19 protein-coding genes and 1 pseudogene are annotated in these 25283 nt (G+C 73.7%); 6 read left to right on the forward strand and 14 right to left on the reverse strand.

What is annotated here, in order from left to right; translation table 11 throughout:
* Positions 1-12 precede the first annotated feature (12 nt).
* Positions 13-2451 carry a DUF7617 domain-containing protein gene (locus tag EKG83_RS21735; RefSeq protein ID WP_033429617.1) on the reverse strand — a complete coding sequence of 813 codons (2439 nt, stop codon included), beginning with the start codon at positions 2449-2451 and terminating at the stop codon, positions 13-15.
* Between the two features lie 411 nt (positions 2452-2862).
* Here EKG83_RS21735 and EKG83_RS21740 point away from each other — a divergent pair, with 411 nt between their 5' ends.
* Positions 2863-4359, forward strand: a complete 1497-nt coding sequence (locus tag EKG83_RS21740; RefSeq protein WP_033429616.1) for a cellulase family glycosylhydrolase — start codon at positions 2863-2865, stop codon at positions 4357-4359.
* A 152-nt stretch (positions 4360-4511) separates the two neighbouring features.
* Entirely contained in the window at positions 4512-5057 is a 546-nt protein-coding gene (locus EKG83_RS21745) for a cysteine hydrolase family protein (protein WP_033429615.1), read from the forward strand.
* A gap of 12 nt (positions 5058-5069) precedes the next feature.
* Here EKG83_RS21745 and EKG83_RS21750 read toward each other — a convergent pair whose 3' ends face one another.
* Positions 5070-8987 carry a Dyp-type peroxidase gene (locus EKG83_RS21750; protein WP_228122750.1) on the reverse strand — a complete coding sequence of 1306 codons (3918 nt, stop codon included), beginning with the start codon at positions 8985-8987 and terminating at the stop codon, positions 5070-5072.
* A 361-nt stretch (positions 8988-9348) separates the two neighbouring features.
* Between EKG83_RS21750 and EKG83_RS21755 the strand changes: the two genes are divergently transcribed.
* Positions 9349-11331, forward strand: coding sequence for an APC family permease (locus tag EKG83_RS21755; RefSeq protein ID WP_033429614.1), 1983 nt, complete (start codon positions 9349-9351; stop codon positions 11329-11331).
* 9 nt (positions 11332-11340) lie between these two features.
* Here the strand turns inward: EKG83_RS21755 and EKG83_RS21760 are convergent, their stop codons facing one another.
* Positions 11341-11940, reverse strand: a complete 600-nt coding sequence (locus tag EKG83_RS21760) for a chemotaxis protein CheB (protein WP_228122751.1) — start codon at positions 11938-11940, stop codon at positions 11341-11343.
* Between the two features lie 207 nt (positions 11941-12147).
* Between EKG83_RS21760 and EKG83_RS21765 the strand changes: the two genes are divergently transcribed.
* Positions 12148-12621: a hypothetical protein gene (locus EKG83_RS21765; RefSeq protein ID WP_153278285.1), complete on the forward strand. Its 474-nt coding sequence runs from the start codon at positions 12148-12150 to the stop codon at positions 12619-12621.
* A gap of 7 nt (positions 12622-12628) precedes the next feature.
* Here the strand turns inward: EKG83_RS21765 and EKG83_RS21770 are convergent, their stop codons facing one another.
* From EKG83_RS21770 to EKG83_RS49705, 3 genes and pseudogenes are all read right to left on the reverse strand, one after another.
* Complete coding sequence (locus EKG83_RS21770) at positions 12629-13852, reverse strand: PP2C family protein-serine/threonine phosphatase (RefSeq protein ID WP_033429612.1); 1224 nt, start codon at positions 13850-13852, stop codon at positions 12629-12631.
* A 63-nt stretch (positions 13853-13915) separates the two neighbouring features.
* Complete coding sequence (locus EKG83_RS21775; RefSeq protein WP_033429611.1) at positions 13916-14365, reverse strand: DUF4383 domain-containing protein; 450 nt, start codon at positions 14363-14365, stop codon at positions 13916-13918.
* 178 nt (positions 14366-14543) lie between these two features.
* A pseudogene (locus tag EKG83_RS49705) lies at positions 14544-14951 on the reverse strand (hypothetical protein); the annotation flags it as partial.
* 11 nt (positions 14952-14962) lie between these two features.
* Here EKG83_RS49705 and EKG83_RS21785 point away from each other — a divergent pair.
* Positions 14963-15907 carry a sugar phosphate isomerase/epimerase family protein gene (locus tag EKG83_RS21785; protein WP_084716212.1) on the forward strand — a complete coding sequence of 315 codons (945 nt, stop codon included), beginning with the start codon at positions 14963-14965 and terminating at the stop codon, positions 15905-15907.
* On the opposite strand, the gene EKG83_RS21790 is transcribed toward EKG83_RS21785, so the two are convergent.
* Both EKG83_RS21790 and EKG83_RS21795 read right to left on the reverse strand, forming a co-directional pair.
* Positions 15865-16533 carry a response regulator gene (locus EKG83_RS21790; RefSeq protein ID WP_033429609.1) on the reverse strand — a complete coding sequence of 223 codons (669 nt, stop codon included), beginning with the start codon at positions 16531-16533 and terminating at the stop codon, positions 15865-15867. The two genes, EKG83_RS21785 and EKG83_RS21790, sit on opposite strands and share 43 nt — an antisense overlap.
* Positions 16530-17660 carry a sensor histidine kinase gene (locus EKG83_RS21795; protein ID WP_051765185.1) on the reverse strand — a complete coding sequence of 377 codons (1131 nt, stop codon included), beginning with the start codon at positions 17658-17660 and terminating at the stop codon, positions 16530-16532. The genes EKG83_RS21790 and EKG83_RS21795 overlap by 4 nt, the downstream gene beginning before the upstream one ends.
* 156 nt (positions 17661-17816) lie before the next feature.
* On the opposite strand from EKG83_RS21795, the gene EKG83_RS21800 reads away from it, so the two are divergent.
* Positions 17817-18290, forward strand: coding sequence for a hypothetical protein (locus EKG83_RS21800; protein ID WP_228122753.1), 474 nt, complete (start codon positions 17817-17819; stop codon positions 18288-18290).
* A gap of 22 nt (positions 18291-18312) precedes the next feature.
* Here the strand turns inward: EKG83_RS21800 and EKG83_RS21805 are convergent, their stop codons facing one another.
* The 6 genes from EKG83_RS21805 to EKG83_RS21830 form a co-directional block, all read right to left on the reverse strand.
* Complete coding sequence (locus tag EKG83_RS21805) at positions 18313-19083, reverse strand: pyridoxamine 5'-phosphate oxidase family protein (protein WP_063741280.1); 771 nt, start codon at positions 19081-19083, stop codon at positions 18313-18315.
* Positions 19084-19108: 25 nt separating this feature from the next.
* Positions 19109-20224, reverse strand: coding sequence for a GNAT family N-acetyltransferase (locus EKG83_RS21810; RefSeq protein ID WP_033429608.1), 1116 nt, complete (start codon positions 20222-20224; stop codon positions 19109-19111).
* A gap of 4 nt (positions 20225-20228) precedes the next feature.
* On the reverse strand, positions 20229-21011 hold the full coding sequence (locus EKG83_RS21815; RefSeq protein WP_051765181.1) for a class I SAM-dependent methyltransferase: 783 nt from the start codon (positions 21009-21011) through the stop codon (positions 20229-20231).
* The gene (locus tag EKG83_RS21820) at positions 21008-21571 is read right to left on the reverse strand and encodes an EF-hand domain-containing protein (RefSeq protein ID WP_033429607.1); all 564 of its coding nucleotides are present in this window, start codon (positions 21569-21571) and stop codon (positions 21008-21010) included. The genes EKG83_RS21815 and EKG83_RS21820 overlap by 4 nt, the downstream gene beginning before the upstream one ends.
* Before the next feature lie 248 nt (positions 21572-21819).
* Positions 21820-23295 (reverse strand): type 1 periplasmic-binding domain-containing protein, encoded by a 1476-nt coding sequence (locus EKG83_RS21825; RefSeq protein ID WP_153278286.1) that lies wholly within the window; start codon positions 23293-23295, stop codon positions 21820-21822.
* Positions 23286-25130 carry an AAA family ATPase gene (locus EKG83_RS21830; protein ID WP_084716211.1) on the reverse strand — a complete coding sequence of 615 codons (1845 nt, stop codon included), beginning with the start codon at positions 25128-25130 and terminating at the stop codon, positions 23286-23288. Before EKG83_RS21830 ends, EKG83_RS21825 begins: the two co-directional genes overlap by 10 nt.
* Positions 25131-25283 lie beyond the last annotated feature (153 nt).

The following is a 25283-nucleotide window of genomic DNA, read 5'->3' on the forward strand; positions in this document are numbered from 1 at the left end:
GTCCGGTTCGGCTCAGCCCAGCACGCAGAGCAGGGAGCAGGCGGTCGCCGACGACCACGCCGAGTACGACGGCGGTGTGCCGGCGGGCGAGTTGCGCGGCACGTAGCCCGCCTTCGCCTGGTTGGTCAGCGGGAACAGGGTCAGCAGGGCGTAGGTGGAGCAGTAGAAGCGCTTGGTCTCACCGGGTTGCAGGGTGAAGGTCCCGGCTGCGGCCTCGCAGGCGGGCTCCTCGTAGTCCACGACGCGGGCGTCGGTGATGGCCACCGGGCCCTGGTTGGTCACCGTGATCCGCCAGTAGGCGGTCGCGTTGAGCAGGCCGAGGGTGCCCACGGGCGCCTTCTTCGCCCACGGCCCCGAGCCGCCCGGTCCGCAGTGGGACGCGGTCTTCGAGGCGCAGATCTCCTTGTCCACCGTCACCACCGGCCGGCAGGCGGGCCCCGGCGCGACCGGGACGGTGACGGTGTTGGAGGTGAACGAGCCGGTGGTGTCGGTGCCGGTGGCGGTGTTGGCGACGTCGGCCACCGCGCAGTCCGCGCTGATCGTGGTGCGGAAGCACACCTGCGGCGGGTCGCCGGTGAAGTCGACGACCAGCCGGGGCTGGTTGCCGCCGCCGAAGTCGGCGCCGCTGGTCAGCACCAGCGTGGTGGTGACCGAGATGGTCGGGTGGGCGGTCGGGGACACGCCGCTCAGGTCGACCGACCCGTCCGGCGCGAAGCCGGGCGTGGCCACGGTGGCGCCGTCCTGGTCCACCACGGTCACCCGGGACGCGCCGAAGTCGACGTTGCCGGGCGTGACGCCGACGAGCCGCGCGGAGCCGTACCCCTGCACGTGGCCCGCACCGCCGTCGCAGTAGAAGTCGCCCGGGGTGAGCGAGACCCGGCCGCCCGAGCGCACGCACGGCGAGCTGCCGGTGAGCGGGTCCATCGAGAACAGCACGCCCGCGTCGCCGAGGCCGATCATGCAGCCCGTCGGCACGTCGTAGGTGTAGCCGTAGTCGCGGGTGACGCCGCCGTTGACGGTCGGGTGGGTGATCGGGTTGGGCACCCCGGCGCACGCCGACGCGGTGGTCCAGTCGTGGCACACCGCCGCGCCGGCGTACGGGCCGCCCCAGATCGCCACGTAGCTGCGGACGTGGCCGTTGGCGTCGGTGACCACCTCGGGGTTGAACGCGATCACGCCGGCGGGCAGCGCGGCCAGCGGGGAGGGCGCGGGCAGGGCCGAGCCGTCCAGGGCGTAGCAGGTGGTCACGCCGGGCGAGGACCCGCTGGTGGTGGAGCAGGCGCCGACCTGCGCGCCCGACGTGCTGTACGCGGTGTAGGCGTTGTAGGTGTAGTTGCCCACCGGGCCGATGGGGCGGGGTGACGCCCACCCGGCGCACGCGGTGGCGGTGGCCGGGTCGAAGCAGCCGATGGCCGCCTGGCTGCCGGTGTTGGGCCGGGACGACGAGGCGAACACCTTGCCCGCGACGACGGTCAGCGCGCCGTAGAAGTACAGGCTGGAGGGCGTGTCACCGCTGGGCGGGACGATCGGCGCGTACGGCTGGCCCGGGCACGCGGTGCGGGTGGCGACGGTCCAGCACAGCACGGTGCCCGTGCTGGCCACGCCGTAGAGGTTGCCGCCGACCTCGACGAACCCGGCGAGGTTGTAGACACCGGACGGCGAGCCGCCGGCGCCCACCAGCGGCCAGTAGCCGCAGTTCGCCGCGGCCGCCAGGTCGAGGCAGCCCACGCCGACCGACGAGGCGGTCACCGCGGTGTAGAGGACCTGGGAGGGCGCGGCGGGGTCGCGGAAGTACTGCTGCGTCATCGGGCTGCCGATGTCACCGGTCGCGCCGCTGCCCAGCGGCCCGGGAGCGGTGTTGAGCGGCTTGGGCCACGGCCCGCCCGCGCAGGGCTGCCCGGTGGCCAGGTCGCTGCACACCACCTTCGGCGTGGCGGGTGCCGCGTGGTGGTAGATGTTCCACGCCTGGAGGGCGCCGGTGGGCGTGCGGTGCAGCAGCGGGGTGAACCCGTCGCCGCCGGTCGCCGTGGTGCTGGCCTGGACGGGCGGGGTCAGCAGGCCCGACAGCGACGTCCCGCCGGGCGCGGCGACGGGGTTCTGCGCCCGGACCGCGACCACGCCGGAGCCGGGTTCGGCGGTCTGGAAGGTGCTCCCGTCGGTGGACCACGACGGCGTCCACCCCGGCGGCACGTCCAGCGAGCCGGTCACGTAGGACTGGCCGGGGCCGACCGCGTCGGTGACGGTGGCCGAACCGACGCCCGTGCCGTTGTTGTCGTACTCGACGACCCAGGTGGCGGTGGCGCCGTGGTCGGCGGGGGTGGGGACGCCGCTGACGGACTTGGTCAACGTCGACGTGGCGGCGGGGGCGGGGTCGGCCGATGCGCCGGGAACCACCAGGGCGGCGGCGACGAGCGCGCTCGTCGCCGACCAGATGACCACGCGTCTTCGCATGACGATCCCTCATTTCGCTCTGCCGGAACACCGGTCGTCGTCGCCGGGGTCCCAGGCACGCTAAGGACTTGCGCCGGTGCGGGAGCGTTGTGTCACCCGCCTGCTGCGCACGAGCATCCCGACAGTGCAGCACCCGGTGGACCGCCCCTGCGGGGGTGGGTCATTCCAGGTGGGGGGCGCACGGGATTTCACCCGGATGTCTCCGAATTCGGCGTACCGGGATTCGCGGGGAGGCGATAGGGCGCCCGACGACCAGGTGAGACGTGCTCCCACGGCCGATCGGGTGAACGGTTGTCCGATCCGGGACAGGGGTGTTGACGATCGCGAGCCCCGGCACGGACGGTGCCTGGGTCTGGGAGCGTTCCCAGACCCAGGCACAACGTTCCCAGACCCGGGCACAAAGGAGTGTCGATGCCGGTAACAGGACAGAAGCGACGTGTCGCGCTCGCGGTGTCGGGCGCCGCGGTGACCCTCGCGGGCGCGGTGCTGTCGACCACGGCGGAACCCTGGACCACCGACGCCGCCGCCGCCTCGGCGTCGTTCGCCTGCAAGGTCGACTACTCGGTCCACGACTGGGGTTCGGGCTTCGGCGCGAACGTGACCATCAGGAACCTGGGGTCCACCCCGGCCAACGGGTGGACCCTGACCTACTCGTACCAGGGCAACCAGACCCTCCTGCAGGGCTGGAACGGGATCTGGTCGCAGTCCGGCAAGCAGGTCACGGTCACCAACCTGACCTGGAACGCCAGGATTCCGGCCAACGGCAGCGTCGGCCTCGGGGCGAACTTCTCCTACGGCGGGAGCAACGCCGCACCGACGGACTTCGCCGTCAACGGCGCCGCCTGCACCGGTCTCCCGCCGACGACGACCACCACCCCGCCGCTCCCCGGCCCCGCGCCCGCCTTGCGGGTCTCGGGCAACAAGCTGGTCACCGCCGCCGGCACGCCCTACCGGCTGCTCGGCGTCAACCGGTCCAGCGGCGAGTTCGCCTGCGTCCAGGGCAAGGGCATGTGGGACAGCGGCCCGGTGGACCAGGCGTCCGTCGACGCGATGAAGTCGTGGAACATCCGCGCGGTGCGGATACCGCTGAACGAGGACTGCTGGCTCGGCCTGTCCGGCTCGCCCAGCGGCCCGGCCTACCAGCAGGCCGTCAAGGACTACGCGAACCTGCTGGTCGCCAACGGCATCAACCCGGTCCTCGACCTGCACTGGACGCACGGGCTCTACACCGGCAACATCTCGGCCTGCCCGGACGTCAACGCCACGTGCCAGAAGCCGATGCCGGACATGCAGCACACGCCGACGTTCTGGACGCAGGTCGCCACCGCCTTCAAGGGCAACGACGCGGTGGTCTTCGACCTGTTCAACGAGCCCTACCCGGACGCGTCCAACAACTGGTCGGACATGGCCGCGGCGTGGCGGTGCCTGCGCGACGGGGGCACCTGCACCGGCATCGACTACGAGGTGGCCGGGATGCAGGACCTGGTCGACGCGGTGCGCGCGACGGGCGCCACCAACGTCGTCATGACCGCCGGGCTGACGTGGACCAACGACCTGTCGCAGTGGCTGGCCCACAAGCCGGTCGACCCGACGGGCAACCTGATGGCGTCGTGGCACTCGTACAACTTCAACGCCTGCGTGACCGAGTCCTGCTGGGACACCCAGATCGGCGCGGTCGCCGCGCAGGTGCCGGTGCACGCGGGTGAGATCGGCCAGGACACGTGCGCCCACGACTACATCGACCGGGTGATGTCCTGGTTGGACGCGCACGGCCTGGGCTACACGGCGTGGACGTGGAACCCGTGGGGCTGCAGCGGCGGGAACGTGCTGATCGAGGACTACAACGGCACGCCCACCCGCACCTACGGCGAGGGCTTCCGGGCGCACCTGCGCGCGGTCACCCCGTAACCCGCACCCGGCCTGCCCGCCGCGTCCGCGTTCCCGCTCGCGCGGCCCTCGGTCACCTGTACCGTCGGCTGAGCACGCCCGCGGTCCCGTGGTGCCACACCGCGGGACCGCGCGGGCGCGAGCGTCGACCACCACCCGGACGGGAGCCCACCTTGACCACCGCGCTGATCGTCGGCGACCTCCAGCGGGGCATCACGGACAACCACCCGTTCGCCGCCCGGGTCGTGCCGGCGGTCACCGACCTGCTCCCGCGGGCCCGCGCGGCCGGCGCGCTCGTCGTGTTCGTGCGCTTCGCCTTCCGCCCCAACGGCGCCGACCTGCTGCCCGACAACGGGCTGCACCGGTCGTTCTACGACGCCGGGGACGCCTTCCACGAGGGATCGACCGGGACCGGGATCGCCCTGCCGGTCGCCGAGGAGGACGTCGTCGTGCTCAAGCGCCGCGCGAGCGCGTTCGCGGGCACCGACCTCGACCTGGTGCTGCGCGCCCGAGGCGTCGGCACCCTCGCGGTCGCCGGGGTCGCGACCAGCGCGATGGTGGCCGCCACGTGCTACGACGCGGCCGACCGCGGCTACCGGGTCACCGTGCTGCGCGACGGCTGCGCCGACGGCGACCCGGCCGTGCACGACTTCTTCGTGGACACCGTCTTCCCGAGCCGGGGTTTCGAGGTCGTGACCTGCGCCGACTGGTCCTGCTGACCACCGGGGCGGTCAGCCCTCGACGTCGGGGCTGCTGATCGGGCGGCGCTGGTGCTGGTGCTGGTGGTCGGGGAACATGCTGATGAAGTACTCGCTCCAGCCGCCCATGCGCACGCGCAGCAGGTCGTACTGCTCGGGGTCGCGGCGCGCGGCGGCGAGGGTGTCGGGGTCGGCGCAGGTGATGGTGAGCAGGTTGGAGCCGGTGCCGCGGGCGAATGCCTCGATGACGCGCACCAGGTCCTCGTGGGGGAAGTCCTCGCGGATGGTGAAGTCGGTGGGGGCGGCGTCCCACAGGGCCTCCGCGCCGTCACCGCTGAAGCCGGACAAGGAGGCGAGGATGCCCTCCTCCTGGTGGTCCACCGGCCGGTCGACCGGGCTCGGGGTGGGGCTGAGGTCGGAGGCCAGTGTTTCGCCGCGTCGTCGTCCCTCGGGCGAGGCGCCGGTGGCCGCGCCGAATTCGAGGTAGTTCTCGAAGGTGCCCACGCCGGGTTGGAGCTGGATGCCGAAGGGGTGTTCGGGGGTGCCGATGCGCTCGGCGAGGGTGACCATGGTGCGGGCGGTGGAGGGGGCGGGGTCGGTGAGGACGGAGACGACGGTGTCGGAGACGCGGCGCAGGAAGCGGTTGCCGAAGGCGTCGACGTCCTCGTTGCCGCGGCCGTAGCGGGGCAGGGTCAGGGCGGCCCCGCGCAGGTCGCGGAAGCGCTCGGCGCGGGCGGCGGTGCGGCCCTCGCCCACCAGGGAGTTGGTGAAGGGCTCGGTCATGGACTCGCCCCAGTCGCACATCAGCGCCTCGACCAGTTCGGGCAGGGAGGTGGCCGCGGTGGTGGGGTCGTAGACGAGGTGCTTGATCGCCAGCAGCGAGTTGATGGCGTTGGGCAGGGCGATCAGGCCCGGGGCGATGACGTTGTACCGGGCGCCGCCCGCGTAGTAGTCCAGGCCGGTCTCGACGCAGTCGTCGACGAAGCAGGACAGCAGCGGTGACGGGCACACCTCGCTCATCTGCCCGAACGCGGCCAGTTGGCCGTCGACCTGCTTGGCGTACATCCGGGACAGGTGCTTGAAGTACAGCTCCAGCACCTGGTCGAACGTGGTCAGGTCGGCGGGTTTGGCGGAGGTGAACGACACCCGCTGGCCCCGGAAGTACATCGGTCCGGCGGTGAGCCAGGACTTGCCCTGGTTGAGGGTGGCCTCCAGCACGTGCAGCATGTTGACCTGGCCGAGGGTGAACCAGTTCTTGCCGGGGAACTGCGGCTCGTAGCAGCCGTCGCAGGCGTAGTCGCGGGCCACGTCCAGCGGGACCTCGCTGTGCCAGCGCCCCCGGGCCTTCTCGCGCACCGGGGTGAACTCGGTGGGCCGGGTGCCGTCGCCGATGCGCTCGCCGCTGCGCACCAGGCCGGGGATGATCTTGCGGTCGTCGAGCAGGATGGGGTGGGCGCCACCGCTGAGCAGCGCGCGGGCGGCTTCCTCGGCGTACTCGCGGGGCATGTCCGGGCGCACGCGCAGCGACAGGCAGGGCGCGTTGAGCGGCAGCCTGCGGGCGGCGAGCAGGCACAGCATCGTCGTGGCGTTGTAGGCCGGCGTGCCCTCGCCCTCGGCGTCGTCGGCCACCGTGCCGCCGACGGTGACCTGCTGGACCCACTGGTTGTTGGCGCCGCCCTGGGGGTAGTTGCCGCTGAAACCGCCCATGGCCATGTTGCCGAAGGGCTGGTGGTCCTCCACGAACGCGCGGTTCCACAGGACCTTCTCGCCGAGCTTGACCCACAGGCAGTCGATGATCTCCTGCGCCTGGTCGTCGTCGATCAGGCCCAGTTGGCGGTCGTTGGCGCGGAAGGGTTCCAGGAGCTGGTCGAGGCGGCCGACGGCGGTCGGTTCACCCACCAGGTGCAGGCACGAGTGCAGGGTGAAGACCAGTTGGGCGGCTTCGAGCATCGTGTCGGGCGGTTGGTGGGCGAGCTTGCGCATCCGGCCGTGGATGGCCAGCAGGTTCTCCAGCTCCGCCCGCTGCGACGGCCGCGTGTCGTGGGCCAGCTCGGCGGCCAGGTCGGCGTACGCCAGGCAGTGGTCGCTGACGCCCTCCAGGGCCAGCACGATCGCGCGGTAGAACTGGCGTTTGCCCTCGTCGTCGGTCGTGTCGAGCTTGGCGGTCACCTCCGCGATCAGGCCGTCCAGGCCCTTGTCGAGCAGGCGCTGGTAGCCCGGGACGACGTGCCCGACGCCGGAGGCGGCGCTCAGGCCGCGGAAGAAGTTCTCCAGCTCCTCGTCCTCGCGGGTGTGGTCGATGACGTACTTGCCCTGGCCCAGGCCGAGGTTGGGCATGGCGCCGACGATCAGCTCGGCCGGTTCGACGTGGTAGGTGTCGGCGCCGTTGACGGTCCGGCCGTCCCGGTGGCGCCGCCCGCGGAAACCGTAGTCGTGGCCGGCGAAGACCTTTCCGAGGCCGATCTTGATCGCCCAGCCCATCCGCTCGACCACCGGCAGCGCCATCACCCGCCGCGCCTGCTCGACCCCGTGGTACCGCTCGACGTAGGCCGACAGGTGCTCCAGCTCCTGCTGCGCGCGGTCGAAGTACCAGCCGTCCTGCCACCGGGAGAACATCGTCTCCAACAGCCGCAGCACCCGGCGCGAGGGCGGTCGGCAGTGGTCCCGCTGCTCGGCCGGCACCGTCGCCATGCGGTGCATGTAGTCGTGGTGGTTGTAGTACATGTAGCCGTTGGCCGAGCGCCGGTCGAAGTGCCGGTCCAACCGGTCCCAGTCCACGCCGGGGAAGTCGCGCCACGACCGCGCCAGGTCCGGCACCGGCGTGGGCGGCAGGTCCAGGTTGAGCTGGCTGGGGATGAAGTAGAAGCCACCCAGGTCGGACCGGACGTTGGACAGCAGGCGGTCGGCCATGAATCCGTCGGTCCGCCCGATCTGCCGGTCCATGATCCGCTCCAGCACCTCCGCCGAGTTGGCGAACCCGGCGAAGTAGATGCCCCGCTCGTCGCGGCGGCTGGCACCCTTGGCCAGCAGGTCGTCGTCGTCGAGCGCGTCGGAGGTGCCGTAGGGCAGGCTCAGCCGCAGCAGCGGGGTGGTGTTGCCCATCTCGTCCTGGGCGCGGGAGCGGCTGATGTGGTTGCGGTCGTCGTGGGAGGGGATGATGACGTCGTCGGCGGTGCGGCCGACCAGGTCCTCGACCTGGTCGGGGTTCATGTTCAGCAGGTTCGACCAGTTGATGGTGAAGCGCTGCGCCAGCACGAACGACGCGCCGAGGTAGTCGGGGTCGTCCAGCCCGACCAGGGTGTGCTTCTGGAAGCTCACCGGGCTGGTGGGGTTGTTGAGGTTCTCGGAGAAGCGGCAGCCCACGACCTTGCCGCCCCGCTTGTCCGCGCGCACCGACTTGGTGGCCGCCTCCTGGTGCACCGTCCGGGTGGGGTCGACGCCGCCGGTCTCCGCCAGCATCGCGCTGAGCCGCCGGAACACCTCCGGGCAGTGCTCCCGGTCGTCGGACTTGAGGTGGAACCACAGGTCGGCGCCGGAGTCGACGAAGGTGCCGTTCGACCGCTCGAACACCTTCGACGGCGCGAAGCCCTCGTCCACGCCGGGCTCGCCGGAGGGGTGGCGCAGCCGCATGCCCCGCGGTGGCCTGCGCCCCGTCTCGCGGCACCACTCGTGCCACAGGCGGAAGCCGACGCCGGTCACCACGGTGGTGTTGGCGCTGCCGAGGTACCGGTGGATGTGCTCCCGCAGCTCCGACAGGATCGCGGACAGCTGGGCCGGGGTGGGTGCCCGGCCGTCCTCGGCGCGCCAGAAGGTCGCGAACAGCGCGTACGGGGACGGGTAGATCAACCCGCGCTGGACGTGCTCCCACACGTCGTGCCCGACCGGTCCGTCGTCGGCGGTGAACAGGGCCTGCACCTGCGGCGCGTCAACGGGGGACTTCGACAGCGTCACGGTCTTCTCCTCGGGTCTCTTCGCCCGGACGGGCGCGTACCCGATGCTGGCGAAGCGCCCGTTCACGGGGCGGGTCGGACGGGCCGCACCACTCCGACAACACCGGACTTGACCCGGACGTGGCGTGCCGATCACGGTCAGCAGACCGTCGATGTGCGGACAGAACACCCGGGAGTGGAGCCGCGGCGGCGCGTCTTAGCGCGATTTTTACGCCGGACAACCGCTGTCTTCACCTCGCCGGAGCCCGGGGGGAAGTTGACTGCCCGCTGTGCCCCGGCGCCGTCCGGGCGCTCGCCGCGCACCGGGTGCGCGGTGGCGGCACCCTGTAACCGACGAAGTGATCACCACGGGAGACCCCGCAATGTCCGACGCACCGGAGTTCGCCGTCCCCGAACGGGTGGCCAGGCCGGTCCCGCCGTCCCCGCCGTCGAGCCGGTTGGGGCGGTGGTTGCTGGAGCACCGGGTGCAGCCGGTGGGCCCGGCCGGTGCCGAGCAGCACGCCAGGCCCACGGCGTGGTGGAAGGTCATGTGCCTGACCGGCGTGGACTACTTCTCCACTTTGTCCTACCTGCCCGGTATCGCCGCCCTGGCGGCCGGGGCGATCTCGCCGCTGGCGACGCTGCTGATCGTGGCGCTGACCCTGTTCGGGATGCTGCCGATGTACCGGCGGGTGGCCCGCGAGTCGCCGCACGGCCAGGGCTCGGTGGCGATGCTGGAGGACCTGCTGCCGTTCTGGCGGGGCAAGCTGTTCGTGCTGGTCCTGCTCGGGTTCGTGGCCACCTCGTGGATCATCACCATCACCCTGTCCGCCGCCGACGCCACGGTGCACGCGCTGGAGAACCCGCACGTGCCGGAGTTCCTGCACGGCCACGAGGTGGTGGTCACCGTCGTGCTGCTGCTGGTCCTGGGCGGGGTGTTCCTGCTCGGCTTCAGCGAGGCCGTCGGCGTGGCCATCCCGCTGGTCGCGGTGTTCCTGCTGCTCAACGCCGTGGTCGTGGTGGCCGGTGTGCTGGAAGTGGTCTCCGAGCCGGCGGCCCTGGACCGCTGGCTGGACGCCCTGACCTCCGCAGGCGGTGGGCTGTTCGGCGTGGTCGGGCCCGCCGTCCTGGCGTTCCCGCTGCTCGTGCTCGGGCTGTCCGGCTTCGAGACGGGCGTGAGCATGATGCCGCTGGTGGCCTCCGACGGGCGCACCGACGCCGAGCGGCTGGAGGGGCGCATCCGCAACACCCGCAAGCTGCTCACCACCGCCGCGGTGATCATGTCGGTGTACCTGGTCGCGACCAGCTTCGTGACCACCGTGCTGGTGCCGGTGGAGCAGTTCCAGCCCGGTGGGGAGGCCAACGGCCGGGCCCTGGCGTACCTGGCCCACGAGCTGCTGGGGGAGTGGGTCGGCACCGCCTACGACGTCAGCAGCATCCTCATCCTGTGGTTCGCCGGTGCCTCGGCGATGGCCGGGCTGATCAACATCGTGCCGCGCTACCTGCCCGCCTACGGCATGGCGCCGGAGTGGTCGCGCGCGGTGCGGCCGGTCGTGCTGGTCTACACCGCCGTCTGCGTCCTGATCACCCTGATCTTCCAGGCCGACGTCAACGCGCAGGCCGGCGCCTACGCCACCGGCATCCTGGCCATGATGGTCTCGGCCTCGGCCGCGGTGACCCTGTCTGCCGCGCGGGCCCGGCGGCGGGGTGCGGCGACCGCGTTCGCGGTGCTCACGCTGATCATGCTCTACGCGCTGGTGGAGAACGTGATCGAGAAGCCCGACGGCATCACCATCTCGTTCTTCTTCATCCTGGGCATCGTCGCGGTCTCGCTGGTGTCCCGGATCAGCCGGACCACGGAGCTGCGCGCCGACCACATCGAGTTCGACGAGACCGCCCGCCGGTTCGTCACCGACTCCATCGCCCACGACGGCGCGCTGACCATCATCGCCAACCGGCGGCAGGCCGGCGACACCGCCGAGTACGCCGAGAAGGAGGCCGAGCAGCGCGGCGCGAACCCGGTGCCCGGCGCGGCCGACGTGCTGTTCCTGGAGGTCGACGTGGTCGACCCGTCGGACTTCAGCGACGTGCTCAAGGTCCGCGGCGTGGAGGTGGGCGGATACCGGATCCTGCGGGCGCAGAGCCCGGCCGCGCCCAACGCCATCGCGGCGGTCCTGCTGGCCCTGCGCGACACCACCGGCGTGCGCCCGCACTGCCACTTCGCCTGGAGCGAGGGCAACCCGCTGGGCCACCTGTTCCGCTACCTGCTGCTCGGCCGCGGCGACACCGCCCCGGTGGTCCGCGAGATCATCCGCAAGTCCGAACCCGACCCGGACCGGCGCCCCGGCATCCACGTCGGCGGCTGACGGGGCGCCTCACCGGGGCTCGGGTTCGGCGTGGAGGACCGTCGACGCGGTGAGGTCGACCAGCATGTGGGCGATGTCGTCGAGGGCGACGATGCCGTTGACGATGGCGTCGCGGCCGATGGCCGCCTCGGGCATGGCCGAGGCGGCCGAGGTCGTCGGGTCGGCGACGAGGACCACGCCGCCGAAGCGGTGGACGGCGGTGGCGCCGGTGGCGGCGTCGTTGCCGTGCCCGGACAGCACCACCGCGACCACCCGCGGCCCGGCGACCACGGCGAGGGTGGCCAGCAGCAGGTCGGCCGAGGGCCGGTAGGGCGGCACCGGGCCGACGGGGATGGTGGTGAGGGTGCCGTCGGCGGTGGCCAGCAGGTGCCGGCCTGGTGGGGCGACCAGCACGTGCCCGGGCAGCAGGCGGGCGCCGTCGACGGCGGGGGCGACCGGCAGGGCGGTGCGCCGGGCCAGGATGTCCGGCAGCGCACCGGGCGCGTCGGGTGACGTGTGCTGCACGACCACGACCGCGGCGGCGAAGTCGCCGGGCAGCGGTGCCAGCACCCGGCTGACCGCGTCCAGTCCTCCCGTCGAGCAGGCCAGCACCACGATAGGGAACTCCACCACCACCACCACCGGCCCCCGGACGGGACCGCACCCCACCACTGTGCTCCTCGGCCGCCCCGTCCGGCGCGAACGTGCCCGGGCGTGCCCGAAGCGTCCTCGGCGGGGCTGGGTGGGCCCCGGGTACGGGGTCACCCGATCGTGGCGGAGGTCGACCGGGCAGCATCTCGGCATCGGATGTCCGCCCAGGGGGAACGGAGTGGTCGGGTGCCTGTGACGCCGGCGGTGAACGCGGCGGTGGGCGAGGTGCTCAACGAGTACGCCGCCAGGAGGGACGCGGACCTGCGCGGTCGGGCGCTGCTGTGGGAGATCGACGCCCGGGGCGCCTGGGTGGGCACGGCGCCGTCCTCGGCTTCGCCTGCCGCGACCCTGCACACCCTGGCGCAGTGGGCCGCGTTCCTGGACCTGGTCCTCGACGCGCCGGACCCCGGCAGGCCGGGCGTGTTCGTCTTCCGCGGCTACCTGGAGGACCGGCCGGTGGAGATCCGCGGCGTCGGCCGGGCGGTGGCGGACCCGGCCGACCGCGCGGTGCGCGGCGGGGGTGCCCAGCACGCCCCGTTCGAGGCCGGCCGGCCCAGGCACGCGATCGAGGGGGACCGCTCGCGCGGTCGGGCGGCCGGCCCGACCACCGGGCCGGAGGAGCCGCGGCGCACCGCGGTGGCGGACCCCGCGGGCGCGTAGGCGTGGTTCACAGGGCGGGCAGCAGGGTGAACTGGTCGGTGGTGGTCCACTCCAGCAGCAGCAGGGTGGCGTCGTCCTGAAGGTGGCCGTGCTGGTGGTCGAGCACGGCGCGCACCACGCGGCGCAGCGTCTCGGGTGCGGGCAGGCCCGCCTGCTCGTGGCGCTCGGTGAGGTCGACCAGCCGGTCCAGGCCGAAGAACTCGCCGTGCGGGTCGCGGGCCTCGACCACGCCGTCGCTGTAGAACAGCACGCGGTCGCCCGGCTGGAGCTGCTCGCGCCCGACCTGCGGCTTGGTGGTGTCCATCTCGCCCAGGCCCAGCGCGGCGCGGCCGGGTGAGTCGAGCGTGCGCACGACCTGCCCGTCGCGCAGCACCACGGGCGGCGGGTGCCCGGCGTTGAGGTAGGACAGCTCGCCGGTGCCCAGGTCCAGGTGCGCCAGGAACGCCGTGGCGTAGGTGAACGCGTCGACCGGGCGGTGGGCGGTGATGGTGTCGTCGGCCAGCCCGGCGGCGGCGACCAGGTCGGCGCCTGCGCGGCGGGCGTTGCGGGTGGCGGCCAGCGCGATGGAGGTGGTCAGGCCGGCGTGCAGGTCGTGGCCCATCGAGTCGAAGATCGCCACGTAGGCGCAACCGTCGTCCACGGCGTAGTCGTACCCGTCGCCGCCGACCTGGTCGTAGGGCTCCATCGCCGCGGCGATGACCACCTGCTCGGTGGCGAACACCTTCGGCGGCAGCAGCTGCCACAGCAGCTCGGCGGCCACCGACAGCGGCCGGGTGCGGCGGACGCGGTGGAACAGGTCGCTGTAGAGCTGCTTGCTCAGCACCAGGTGCGCCAGTTGCCCGGCCAGGGCCCAGCAGTACCCGCGCAGCACCCGGTCGTGCGGGTCGGCGTCCCCGGGCAGGTCGATCCGCGCCACGCCCAGCCGCTCGGTGCCGTCGAGCACCGGCACCCACAGGTGCGGCGACTCGCCCTCGGCCGCCGAGACGGCGATCTCCGACCGGGCGAACGCCAGCCCGGCCAGGGTGGCCTCCACCGACAGCGACGGGCCCGCGTCCCGGCGCACCGGGTGCAGCTCCCGCAGCCCGAGGTCGATCAGGTACAGCTCCACCGACACGCCGACCGGCGCCGTCGCGTCGTCGATGATGCGCACCAGGTCACCGGCGGTGGCCAGGTGCGACTGGTTGAGCAGGCGGGCGAACACCGCCTGCCAGGAGCGGTCCTCTTCGGGCATGGCAGAAGGGTAGGACAGCGGTGGCCGCGCGCACCGCTCCCGGTGCACGCGGCCGCGTCGTCGTCAGAGGGGGCTCGCGGTCCTGGGGCGCACGGCGAGCCCGAGGACGACCATGCCGACGCCCAGGACGAGGTGCAGCCAGTTGTCGGCGGTGTTGAGCGGGACGAAGTTGGCGGGACCGTCGTGGTCGACGACCAGCCCGTAGAGCCACAGCAGGAGATAGCCGGCGCCACCGCCGACCAGGAAGGCCACGGCGCCGCCCGCGGTGCGCGACAGGGCGAGGCCGGCCACGCCGAACAGGAGGTGGACGACGTTGTGCAGCACGGACACCGCGAAGACCCCGAGCAGCAGGGCGCCGGAGTGGTGACCGGCGAAGGCGAGCCGGTCGTAGTCGGTGGTGATCCCCGGGACGAAGCCGAGGACGCCGACGAGGAGGAACACCGCGCCGACCGCCGCGGCCGTTCGCCGGGCGGGTGTGCCGGTGGTGGAGGGGGTGGGGAGTGCCGAGGTCATGGTGCTCGCCTTCTTCCTGTCGTGGCTGATGAGAGGTGTTCGTCGCACCGTCGTGCGCGGATCGGTTCTCCTCGGTTCCGCGTGGCGGGGGTCGTGGGTCGTCTGCTCCCTCGCCCGACCCGAGCCCACCGGTGTCGACCACCGGCTTCTGCGGCACCGCGGTGGGGTCGACCGACCAGAACTCCAGCGTGTGCACGCCGGGCGAGGTGACCGTGAACGTGGTGGGGGTGCGGTTGACCGCCACCCGGCCCTTGTTCGTGGTCGTGTGGTCGGCGCGGGCCTGCCCGGTCACGGTGCCGGCGGCCCCGGTGGCGATCAGCCGCGGCACGGACGGCGTGACCCGGTAGTCGAACGGCTCGGCACCCCGGTTGAACACCTCGACGTACTGGGCGGGCGCGGTGTGGTTGCGCGTACAGGTCCGCGGGCGTCCCTTGGGTGTGGCTGCCAGGCCGCACGTGGACGGCGGGGTGCCGGCGGGCGGGCACGTCGTCGAAGTAGTGCCACGGCGACACCCCGATGCGCCGGGAGACGTCGTAGACGTCGAAGGCGGTCCCGCGCGGCAACCAACCCACCGATTCGCCGGCACCCTGTAGTCCCATGGGCCACCGTTTCGTCGACAGGCACGAGTCGGATGCGGTCCTCCCCGCCGGGGTGGTGAGCGGGTGGCGGTTCGCGGTCAGCACCCTGGGCGCGCCCGGCCTGCCGGTGCGGGACAGCGCGCGGCTGGCGGCCGAGCACGGGTGCGAGGGCCTGGAGCTGCGCGTGCACGCCGACGAGGAGGTCCGCCTCGGGCTGCCGGCCGCGGTGATCGGGCGGGTGCGCCGCGAGGTCGCCGAGGCCGGCCTGGAGGTGGCCTGCCTGGCCGGGTACGCCGAGGTCTGCCGGCCGGGCCCGGACGGGCCGGTGGTCGACGAGCTGCGGGCCCTGGTCGACCTGGCCGCGTCGCTCGGCGCACCGGCCGTCCGGGTGTTCCCGGGCGGCGAGGTGTTCCGGGGTGCCGGGGCCGGTCGGGTGCTCCCGGGTGCCGGTGGAGGCCAGGCGTCCCGGGGCGCCGGGAACGGCCGGGCGGTGGACCGCATCGCCGCGGTGCTGCCCGACCTGCGCGCGAGCGGCGTGCGGCTGCTGGTCGAGACCCACGACTCGCACCCCACCGGCGAAGCGGCGCTGCGCCTGGTGGAGCCGTTCGGCGAGCCGGCGCGGGTGGCCGTGCTGTGGGACGCGGTGCACCCGTGGCGGGCGGGCGAGCCGCCGGGGCGCACGCGCGCGGTGCTGGGCGACTACCTGGCGTACTTCCAGGTCAAGGACGTGGCCGCGGACGGCCCGACCCCGGTGCCGCCGGGGGAGGGCGCGGTGCCGCTGGAGGAGTGCGGGCGGCTGCTGGCGAACTGGTCGGGCTGGGTGTCGCTGGAGTGGGAGCGGGCCTGGTACCCGGACCTCGCCCCGCTGCCGGTGCCGCTGCGCGCCGCCGCCGACTGGTGCGACCGGTGGCGGCCGGGCGGTCAGGTGCGCGCCGACCGGGGCACGACGAGGCCGGTCTCGTAGGCCAGCACGACCAGTTGCGCCCGGTCGCGGGCGCGGAGCTTGGTCATGGCCCGGCTGACGTGGGTCTTGGCGGTGAGGTGGCTGATGGTCAGGTGCCGGGCGATCTCGTCGTTGGACATGCCGGTCGCCACGAGCGCGAGCACCTGGCGTTCCCGGTCGGTGAGCGCGTCGAGCGCCGGCGGGGCGGCCGGGCCGGGCGGGGTGGCGGCGAACTGCTCGATCAGCCGCCTGGTCACCGAGGGCGCCAGCAGCGCGTCGCCGCGCGCGACGACGCGGACGCCGTGCAGCAGCTCGGCCGGTTCGACGTCCTTGACCAGGAACCCGGCGGCCCCCGCGCGCAGGGCGGCGAAGACGTACTCGTCGAGGGCGTAGTTGGTCAGGATGACCACGTGCACCCCGACGAGGGCGGGGTCCCCGGCGATGCGGCGGGTCGCGGCGATGCCGTCGAGCCCCGGCATCCTGATGTCGAGCAGGGCGACGTCGGGGTGGTGCGCGCGGGCCAGGTCGACGGCCTCGGCGCCGTCGCGGGCGGCGGCCACGACGGTCAGGTCGGGTTCGGAGTCCAGCAGCGCGGTGAACGCCGCCCTGATCAGCGGCTGGTCGTCGGCCAGCAGGAGGCGGATCACCGGGGCGGCCCTCCCGGGACGGGCAGCACGGCTGCCACCAGGAAACCACCGCCGGGTGCCCGGCCGGCGGAGAACGAGCCGCCGAGGGCGAGCGCCCGTTCCCGCATGCCGATCAGGCCCGAGCCGGGGGCCGCCACGACCCCTGGTGGCCCGTCGTCGAGGACGCGGAGCAGGACGGCGTCGCGCCGGTGCTCCACGGACACGGTGACGGCGGCCCCGCCGGCGTGGCGCAGCGCGTTGGTCAGGGCCTCCTGGGCGATGCGGTAGGCGGCGCGGCCGACCGCGTCGGGCACGGGGCCCGGTGCGCCGTGCCCGCGCAGCTCGACGGCCAGGCCCGCCCGGCGCGCCCGGTCCACCAGGACCGGCAGCCCGGCCAGGCCGGGTGCGCCGCCGTCCTCGTCGACCCGGCGCAGGACGCCGAGGGTGGCCCGCAGCTCGCGCAGCACGTCCCGGCTGGTCTCCCTGATCGCCACGAGACCCTCGCGGGCGCGGTCGGGGTCGCGGTCGAGCAGGTGCGCGGCCACGCCCGCGTGGACGTTGATCACCGAGATGCTGTGGGTGATCGTGTCGTGCAGCTCCTGGGCGATCCACAGGCGTTCCTCGCCGGCCCGGCGCAGCGCCGCCTCCTCGCGGGTGCGCTCGGCCTCGGCCGCGCGCTGCTCCACCGCGTCCAGGTAGGCGCGGTGGCCGGCCACCATGGCGCCGATGACCACCGCGGCGGTCAGGAACCCGGCGTTCCACGCCACGCCGCCGTGCGGGAGCGCGGTACCCGTCGGGACCGCCACGACCAGGTACAGGGCGGCCACGAAGGCCGCGGCCGCGGTCACGCCCCGGCCCGGGCGACCGGCGGCGACCAGGGTGTAGACGGCCAGCAGCACCGGGGTGGAGGCGAAGATCCCCGGGTACCGCAGGCCGTAGTAGGCGACGCAGGCCGCGGCGGTCGCCCAGGCCACCGCCAGGGGGAACCGGCGGCGCCGGGCCAGCGGCAGCGCCCCGGCCACCAGCAACGCGCACCCGACGGCGTCGAGCGGCTGCTGCGCGCCGGTGCGCGGCACCAGCAGGGTGCCCAGGACCACCCCGAGGCAGGTCACGGCCGCGGCGCCGGCGTCCGCCCTCGATTCGACCACCGGGGCACGGTAGCCGGGCGCCGGCCGGCGGGTCGTCCTCCTGCGGGCGTACTCCCGGCGCGGTAGGCGCGGCGCGGACCGCCTCGCCCGGGAGCAGCCGTGATCGCCTTCGCCGGGACGACGACCGCGGTGGCCCCGGCGCGACACGATCCGGTGGTGGAAATCGAGAAGCGCGGAACGGCGGTCGGGCGGCTGCGGGTGCTCACCGCCCTCTGCTCGGCGGTGTTCGCCGTCGGCACGGTCCTGCACGGCTGGTTCGTGGTCACCCCGGACACGCTGGAGGCGATGATGCGGATGAGCGGCCGGACGGCCGCGCAGGCGGCGGCGGAGGCGCCGGGGTTCCTGGTCGGGTTCCGGGTCGTCGCGGCCGCGTACGTCGTCGGCAACGCCCTGGGCCTGCTCGCCCTGCGCGGGTGGCCGTGGACCTTCTGGCTGGTGGTCCTGGTCAACGCCACCCAGGCCGCGGGACCGCTGGGGCTGATCCCGCCGGTGCTCTACCGGGCCGCGGTGGAGGCCCACGGCCCGGTCGGGCTGCTCCCGACGGTGGTCACCGACGGCGGTGCGCTCGTCCTGGTGGTCGTCCTGGTGACCCGCTTCCTCCGCACCCGCGCCACCTGGGCGCGGGCCTGACCCGGGCGGTGCGACGGCGCGCTCAGTCGAGGGAGCGCGGGTCGACCTCCACCTCCCGCTGGTCGACCTCCAGCCACAGGCGGTCGACGTGCAGCAGGTAGAAGCCGCGCGGGCCGCCGTCGCGGAACTCCTCGACCGGCACGGCGTCGGCCGGCCCCGACCGGTGGTACGCCTCGTGGCCGTCCGCCACCTCGTGGGGTTCGACGGCGCGGGCCGTGCCGGTGAACCGCAGGCCGTCGGCGCCCGGGACGATGCCGGACACCCCGGGGTGGCTCTCGACGTCGCGGGAGTGGCGGGCCTCGCGCGGGGAGTGCCACAGCAGCCGCAGGGGGGCGTGGAGGGGGACCAGGTCGACCGCGCAGACCCACGGGGTGGTGCCGTCGGTGGTGACGAGCGTGGCCCGGCGCGCCCCGGCCAGCAGGCACCGGGCGCGTTCGAGGGGATCGGCGCCGCGGGTGATGCCGACCGGGACCGGCGGGTCGCTGAGCAGGCCGGCGTCGAGCAGGGTCCACCAGTGCCCCTGCTCCACGCGCCGCCGCTCCCAGGCCGGGTCGCGACCGCGGGCGGCGACCTCGCGGCGGTAGCGCCCCCACGCGGCCTCGTCGGCGAAGGTGACGGTGTGCTCCAGGGTGTGCACGCCCTCGCCGACGGTCCGCACCCGCCACCGGGTGGCCACGACGGTGTCGAGCCCGTCGTAGAACCACCGCTCGCGCTCCTGGACCCAGGCCCAGAACGCCCGCGGGTCCTGTTCGGCGGCCGGCGACGGCTTGATGCGGTAGACCAGGTGCAGCACTGCTCCTCCTCCCACGCGGAACCGCTCAGCGGCCCCAGAGGTCCCACTCCGGGCTGTACGCGCCGGGGCGTCCCGGTGCGAGCGCGCGCCACGCGCGGACCGCCCCGGCGTTGTGCTCGGCGGCGCGGCGCGCGGTGCGGGTCAGGCCGTCCAGGGGGAGGACCACCGCGGCCAGCGGGGAGAGCACCGCGCCGCGCCGGACCTTGCCGCGCCAGGCCGAGACGCCCAGGTGGCAGCGGCGGAACCCGGCCTCGGCGGCGTGCCGCAGCGGCACCTGGTGCCACAGCAGGAAGTACTCGCCCGCCGGGCGCGACCGGGCGTAGTCGAACCCGAAGTAGCGGGCGTGCAGCCGGTCGCCGCGGCCGTAGCAGACCAGGATCGCGCGGGGCCGGCCGTCCCGGGTCGCCACGCAGGCGTGGGCGTCGGCCAGCAGCCCCGCGGCCCGCTGGCCCGCGAAGACCCGCCGCATCCACCCCTCGTCCGCGGTGCCCCCGTGGCGGGACCGGTTCTGGGTGATCAACCGGACGGCGTCGGCCTCCAGGTCGGGGGTGAACGGCCGCCAGTCGACCTCGACCCCGGCGTCGCGGGCGGCGCGCTCCTCCCACCGGCGTCGGCCCCGGTCCCGCCGGGGCAGCGCGGCCAGGTGGGCCTCCAGGCCGCCCGGCGGGATCGGCAGCACGGCGTCCGCGCTGTGCAGGAGCGCCTGGGCGCGCGGGTGGGCGGCGGCGAGCAGCAGCGCGTGCCGGGTGGGCAGGTAGGGCATGACCAGCCCGGCCCGCCCCTCCTCGCGGGCCAGGGCGAGCGCGTGGTCCAGCAGGGCGCGCAGCACCGGCCGCGCCCGGCCGACCAGCTCGTTGCGGGTGGCCCGGCGGGCGCCCAGCCACAGCCAGTCCGCGGTCGCGGCGGGCAGCACCCCGGGCAGGTCGAACAGGCCGGACCCGTCGTGCTCGCCCGGCCACGTGGGCAGCCCGCCCAGCAGCCCGCCGTCCCGGTCCTCGGCGACCAGGACCCGGTCGGGCCCGAAGGCGTGGTGCAGGCCGTGCAGCCAGCGGTGCGTGGTGTAGAAGCCGTCGGGACCCACGAGCCGGTCCCACGCCCCGCCGGGCACGTCGGTGATGCCGGGGACCACGCGCGTGGACACGCGGTCACCGGTGGTCCGGCGCTCGGTCCCCGTCCTCGTCGATCGCGTCGTCATGGCGGCTCGGCTTTCCCTTCCGGCAGGTGACGATCGCGGCGTGGGGGCGGCGCAGGTACGCGGACCAGAACCCGGCCCCGTGCGCCCGGACGCCGTCGGGCGAGACCTGGAAGCCGGGCCAGGCGAGGTCGGTGAACCCGGCCTCGGTCAGGGCCCGGTGCAGGGTGCGCCGGGTCCAGCAGCGGGCCGTGATGGTCTCGCGGTGCGCGCCGAACTCCAGGTCCAGGGTGACCTTCGAGGCGTCCCCGCGCGTTTCCGCGTCGTGGAGCCGGAACCCGTAGCGCGCGTAGTAGTCGGGCCGGTGGTCGTAGTCGGGGTTGACCGGCAGGGTGACGAACCGGCCGCCTGCGCGCAGGGCGGTGCAGGCGACCCCGCACAGCCGCACCAGGGACCGGTAGTCCTCGGCGTAGGGCAGCACGTACACGCCCAGGACGATGTCGAACGCGTTGGCCGGCGGCGGTTCCACCGCGTACTCGACGCCCAGCGCCTCCCGCGCCTCGCGGGCCGCGGCGTGGGCGATCATGCCCGCGGAGGTGTCGTGGCCGACCACCCTGGCCGCCCCGGCCCGCTTGAGCAGCCGGCAGTAGTCGCCCGCGCCGCAGCCGAGGTCCAGGACGGCCTTGCCGGTGAGGTCCCCGAGCAGCCCCAGCACCGTGTGCGACTCCAGGTACCGCCGCCAGGGCAGCTCGAACATCTCCTCGTAGACCCGCGCCAGCCCGTCGAACCGCGTCACCCCTCGGACAGCGGGTTGCCCAGCAGCCAGTTGCCCGGCGCCTCCGGGTCCGTGCCGAGGTAGAACTCCTCGATGGCGGTCCGGAACTCGTCGTGGCTGATGCTGCCGCTGCCGTTGCGGTCCAGGCGCCGGAACGCGGCGGACGAGGTCTCCGGGGGAATCCCCAGGGCCTGGTACATCCGGACGTACTCGTCGCCGCTGAGCTCGCCGCTGCCGTCGGTGTCCAGCGCCCGCATGAGCGCGTCCACGATGCCCAGGATCAGGCGCTCGAAGTTCTTCGGCTCGGTCACGCCGGTCCGCATGGCCTCGATGAACTCCCGCCTGCCGACGCGCTCCTGCGCGTCCACGGCGCCGATGTCGCGCAGGACGTCCCACCACGCCATGAACGCCTCGCGCATGGCGCCGCGGTTCTCGTGGTCGTCCGGGCGGGCGACCGCGGTGAACACGTCCGCCATCTGCTCGAAATCCGCTCGGGTGAGCCAGTCGTCGTCGGTGTGGTCGAACCAGTCGAAGAGGATGCTGAATTTCCGCTCGGTGATCTCGGTGATGTCGTGAGCCATCGGGTCCACCTTGTCCCGGTGAGTGGAGGATGGTTTTCTCGGCACTGTTCGCGCTATCGCGCGCCGGCCGCGATCGGTCGATGAGCACAGCCTACTGCGCGGCGGGCCGGCCTGGGAAGGGCCTGAATTCGTTTCCAATTGTCCTGGAAAGCGCGGGCGGGCGATTCCAAGCGCATTCGCTTTCCGGTTCGACCGGCAATGCGTGATGAGCGTTCCTAACATGACGCGCGTCGTGCGGGCGGCGGTGCTCAGGACTTGGCCAGGTGGGTGAACCGGGCCGTGCCGTCGGGCTGGACGCGCATGATCGGCACCGCCTTGGCGATCGGCGAGCCGTGCTCGTCGAAGGAGAGCCAGCCGCTCGCGCCGGGTACGGCGTACTCGCCGTGCAGCCGGTTCTTGACCTGGAGCAGGTCCTCCGCGGTCACCGCGTGACCGGGCCGGTTGCCGGAGAGCCGGGCCGTGCGCACCGCGGTCAGCACGGCGTCGTGGGCCATGATGGCGCTGGCGTCGTCGAGGGTGTCGTCGGGGAAGAGCACCGGGAAGCAGACCGTGCACACCGAGTCCCGCAGGTAGTACGTCGCCTGCGGGTCGAACTCCGCCGGGGCCGCCCGCCACGCGTCGGGGTGCGCGAGCGCGGTGAAGAGCACCTCGACCCCCGCGTTGGCCGCCCGCTGCGCCAGCTCGGCGGGGAACGGCACCGCGGACAGGTCGTCGCCGGTCAGGATCCTGATCGGGCGCTCCTTGCAGTGGCGCTCGACCAGCTGCGCCACCAGCACCAGGAGCTGCTCGCCGCGGCCCGCGAAGTACAGGACGTCCGGCGCGGCGGTGCAGATGTTCGGGATCATCTGGAGGAAGGTGTTGCCGACCCCGCCCAGGCGGGAGTCGAAGAACTCGGTCTGCCCGGCGAAGCGGTGGTCGGCGTCGGCGAAGGCCGCCGAGAACGACTCCGCGAGCGTCCTCGGGTACAGCTCCGCCGCGGTGTCGTCCTGGACCAGCAGCGCCGTCCGGGCCTCCGCCTTGATGTGGTTCGCCGCGGCCCGCGCCTGGGCGGCGTTCGTCGGTGCCATGCGCAGCAGGCCGTCGATGTCGACCAGGTCGTCGGAGCTGGGTGTCGAGGCGAACACCGGGATCTTCGCCGCGGACAGCCGCTTCATCGCGTCCCGGGACGTGGCCAGGCTGATCCCGATGCCGGCGACCGCGACGAGGCGGTCCGGCGCGGCCCGCCTGCGCTCCAGCTCGGCCACCACCGGCTCCCAGGAGGCCAGCCCGCTGCCCGGGTTGGCCAGCAGCAGGCGGATCAGCGGCTGGTCGCCGGTGGCCGGGTCGTGGTTGGCGCGGTACTGCGCCACGTAGGCGCCCTGCATGTGGTGCCTGACCCACTCGACGGGCATCGAGTCGTCCTCGGTCAACGTCATCGGGATCATCAGGGCGATGCTGACGAACGGCTTCCCGCCGCCCGCGACGGCGTCGTTCTCGGCCTCGATCAGGCCCTCCACCTCGGCCAGCTCCGGGGCGAAGGCGTAGCCGCCGTCCGTGACGCCGACGCACTCCCCGGTGTCGGTCTCCAGCACCCCCTCGGCGCACCGGTCGGCCGCCCGCACCACCATCGGCACCACGATCACCGCCGCGACGACGACCAGCACCGCGCCCGCCACGAGCCACCACTTGGGCTTGCGCCAGGGAGGGCGCGGGATCTCGGGAAAGTCCTGCCGTGCTACCTCCACCGTGCGTACTCCTCCACGCGGTCCTGCAAGACGATGGCGCCCTCACCGCGGGCCTGTCCCGCGATGACCTCCACGCTCGTGGCGATGGTCGACCTCAGGTGCTCCGCCGGGTCGCCCGTCGGGTCCTGCTGCAACCAGCGCGCCACGACCAGCCTGGGCAGCGCGCCCTCCGAGCCGAGGCCGGCGATGAGGTGCTCGACCTGCCGGCGCGGCTCCTGGTCCTTGGGCAGGCGGTTCGGCGCGGCCGTGATCGCCTCGAAGGCGTCGACCCACGCCCACCCGGCCGACCGGTCCAGCGGTTCGCGCAGCATCCCGGCGAGGTGCGCCACCACGGCGTCGACGTCACCGAGGGCCAGCCCGTGGTAGAGGGCGTCGACCGGGTTCCGCCGCGCCTGGTGCAGGCGGCAGCGGGAGTGCACCTTCTCCCAGCTGTCGCGGTGGTCGTCCGGCCGCTCGGCCAGCCGGTGCAGCAGGACGCGGCGCAGCCAGGGCTGGAGGACCAGCCGCGCCGGTTCGCCGTCCGCCCGGTGCAGCAGGAAGTTGTTGACCAGCTTGGCGCGCAACGCCTCCGCCGACCAGGACGGCCCCGCGCCGGGCAGGCCGAAGTCGCGCGTGGCACTGGCCACGACCAGGTCCTCCACCTCCGACAGCGAGAACCCCTCGTCCAGCAGCAGGTACCGCTCGCTGCGGTCCGCGAGCGTCGAGGTCCGCTCCCCGTCCTCCAGCGGAATGGTGAACAGGGTGCGTAACACCTCCGGGGGAGCGTCGCGCGGCAGCGCGCGGGCCGCGTCGAGGACCTGGTGCACCGCCCACGGGAGCCCGCCGGTGAGCCGGTGCGCAAAGGAGGGGGCCCTGGCCAGGACCGAGTCCTCCCCGCGCCCGAGCTCCTGGACGTCCCGCCGGGACATCTCGCCCACCCGCACCAGGAACCACGGCGGCGGGGGAGGGGTGCCCCGGTCCGACACCCGCGCCACGCCCGCCGGGAGCGGCAGGTCCGCCGCCCGGGTGGCCGGGATGCCGGGGCGCTGCCACTGGACGTCCCACGCCGTGTTCCACTGGCCGCCCGCCGCGACGACCACCACCGGGTCCGGCCGCTCGGCCGTGGCGGCGAGCGCCTTGAGGAAGTCGCGCCCCGCCGGCCGGTGCACGTTGTCGAGCAGCACCAGGCAGTTCGCCGTCCGCCGGTTCCGGTCGAACCACCCGGCGAACGCGGCCCGCAGGTCGGCCCGGAACGCCCCGGCGACCACGCGGTCCACCACCTCCTGCCCCACCGCGCCGTCCTTGAGCGCTTCGCGCAGCGCCACCATGACGTCCCGAGCGTCCCCCTCGCCGCGCGCCACCGTGCCCAGTCGCCGCAGCACGCGGCGCCGGTTCGCGATGTCGACGACTTTCATCAGCGCGTCGACCGCCGACAACCACTCGGTGGACCCGAGCGCCAGGTCCAGGATGGGCCGGACCAGCTCGCGCACGGCCCGCGAGTCGTGCCCGGGAGGCCCGTCGCCCGTCGCGCCCACCGCGAGGCAGATCTCGACCAGCGGGAAGGGGAGCCTGCCGAACTGCGGGCAGTACCGCCCGAGGCCGACGGCGAGGCGGCGGAAGACCTCGGCGCGGGTGATGTCGACCGGCATCGTGCCGAAGTCGAGCAGGACGCGCGGGACCCGGTCGGCGTACCGGGCGTCGACCTCTTCCAGCAACGCGGTCTTCCCCGCGCCGCGCGGACCGACCACCACGACCACGGGCAGCGGGCGGCTCTGTTTGCCGGGGCGTTCCAGGAGGACCGCGACGAGTCGTTCGAGCTCCCGCACCCCGACCAAGCCGGACCCGTTTGCCGACATGCGCCCCTCGTGGTTCTGCCTCGAAACAGAGGTGAACACTATTGCGAAGTCAATCTTCTGCGGTCAAGGGTTTCATGCTTTTGCTATTTGAATACGAAAATTGCGGACATCATTTGGGTGGGGTGAACCCCGAGTGCGGGGAGGACGGGTAAC

Origin of the sequence: Saccharothrix syringae (assembly GCF_009498035.1) — a bacterium.
Classification (GTDB): domain Bacteria; phylum Actinomycetota; class Actinomycetes; order Mycobacteriales; family Pseudonocardiaceae; genus Actinosynnema; species Actinosynnema syringae.

Excerpts from the sequence above, each read along its gene's own strand:
- EKG83_RS21775 (WP_033429611.1), bottom strand. The coding sequence starts at position 14,365 with ATGACCTCGGCACTCCCCACCCCCTCCACCACCGGCACACCCGCCCGG.
- EKG83_RS21740 (WP_033429616.1), top strand. The coding sequence starts at position 2,863 with ATGCCGGTAACAGGACAGAAGCGACGTGTCGCGCTCGCGGTGTCGGGC.
- EKG83_RS21755 (WP_033429614.1), top strand. The coding sequence starts at position 9,349 with ATGTCCGACGCACCGGAGTTCGCCGTCCCCGAACGGGTGGCCAGGCCG.
- EKG83_RS21830 (WP_084716211.1), bottom strand. The coding sequence starts at position 25,130 with ATGTCGGCAAACGGGTCCGGCTTGGTCGGGGTGCGGGAGCTCGAACGA.
- EKG83_RS21785 (WP_084716212.1), top strand. The coding sequence starts at position 14,963 with ATGGGCCACCGTTTCGTCGACAGGCACGAGTCGGATGCGGTCCTCCCC.
- EKG83_RS21770 (WP_033429612.1), bottom strand. The coding sequence starts at position 13,852 with ATGCCCGAAGAGGACCGCTCCTGGCAGGCGGTGTTCGCCCGCCTGCTC.
- EKG83_RS21735 (WP_033429617.1), bottom strand. The coding sequence starts at position 2,451 with ATGCGAAGACGCGTGGTCATCTGGTCGGCGACGAGCGCGCTCGTCGCC.
- EKG83_RS21820 (WP_033429607.1), bottom strand. The coding sequence starts at position 21,571 with ATGGCTCACGACATCACCGAGATCACCGAGCGGAAATTCAGCATCCTC.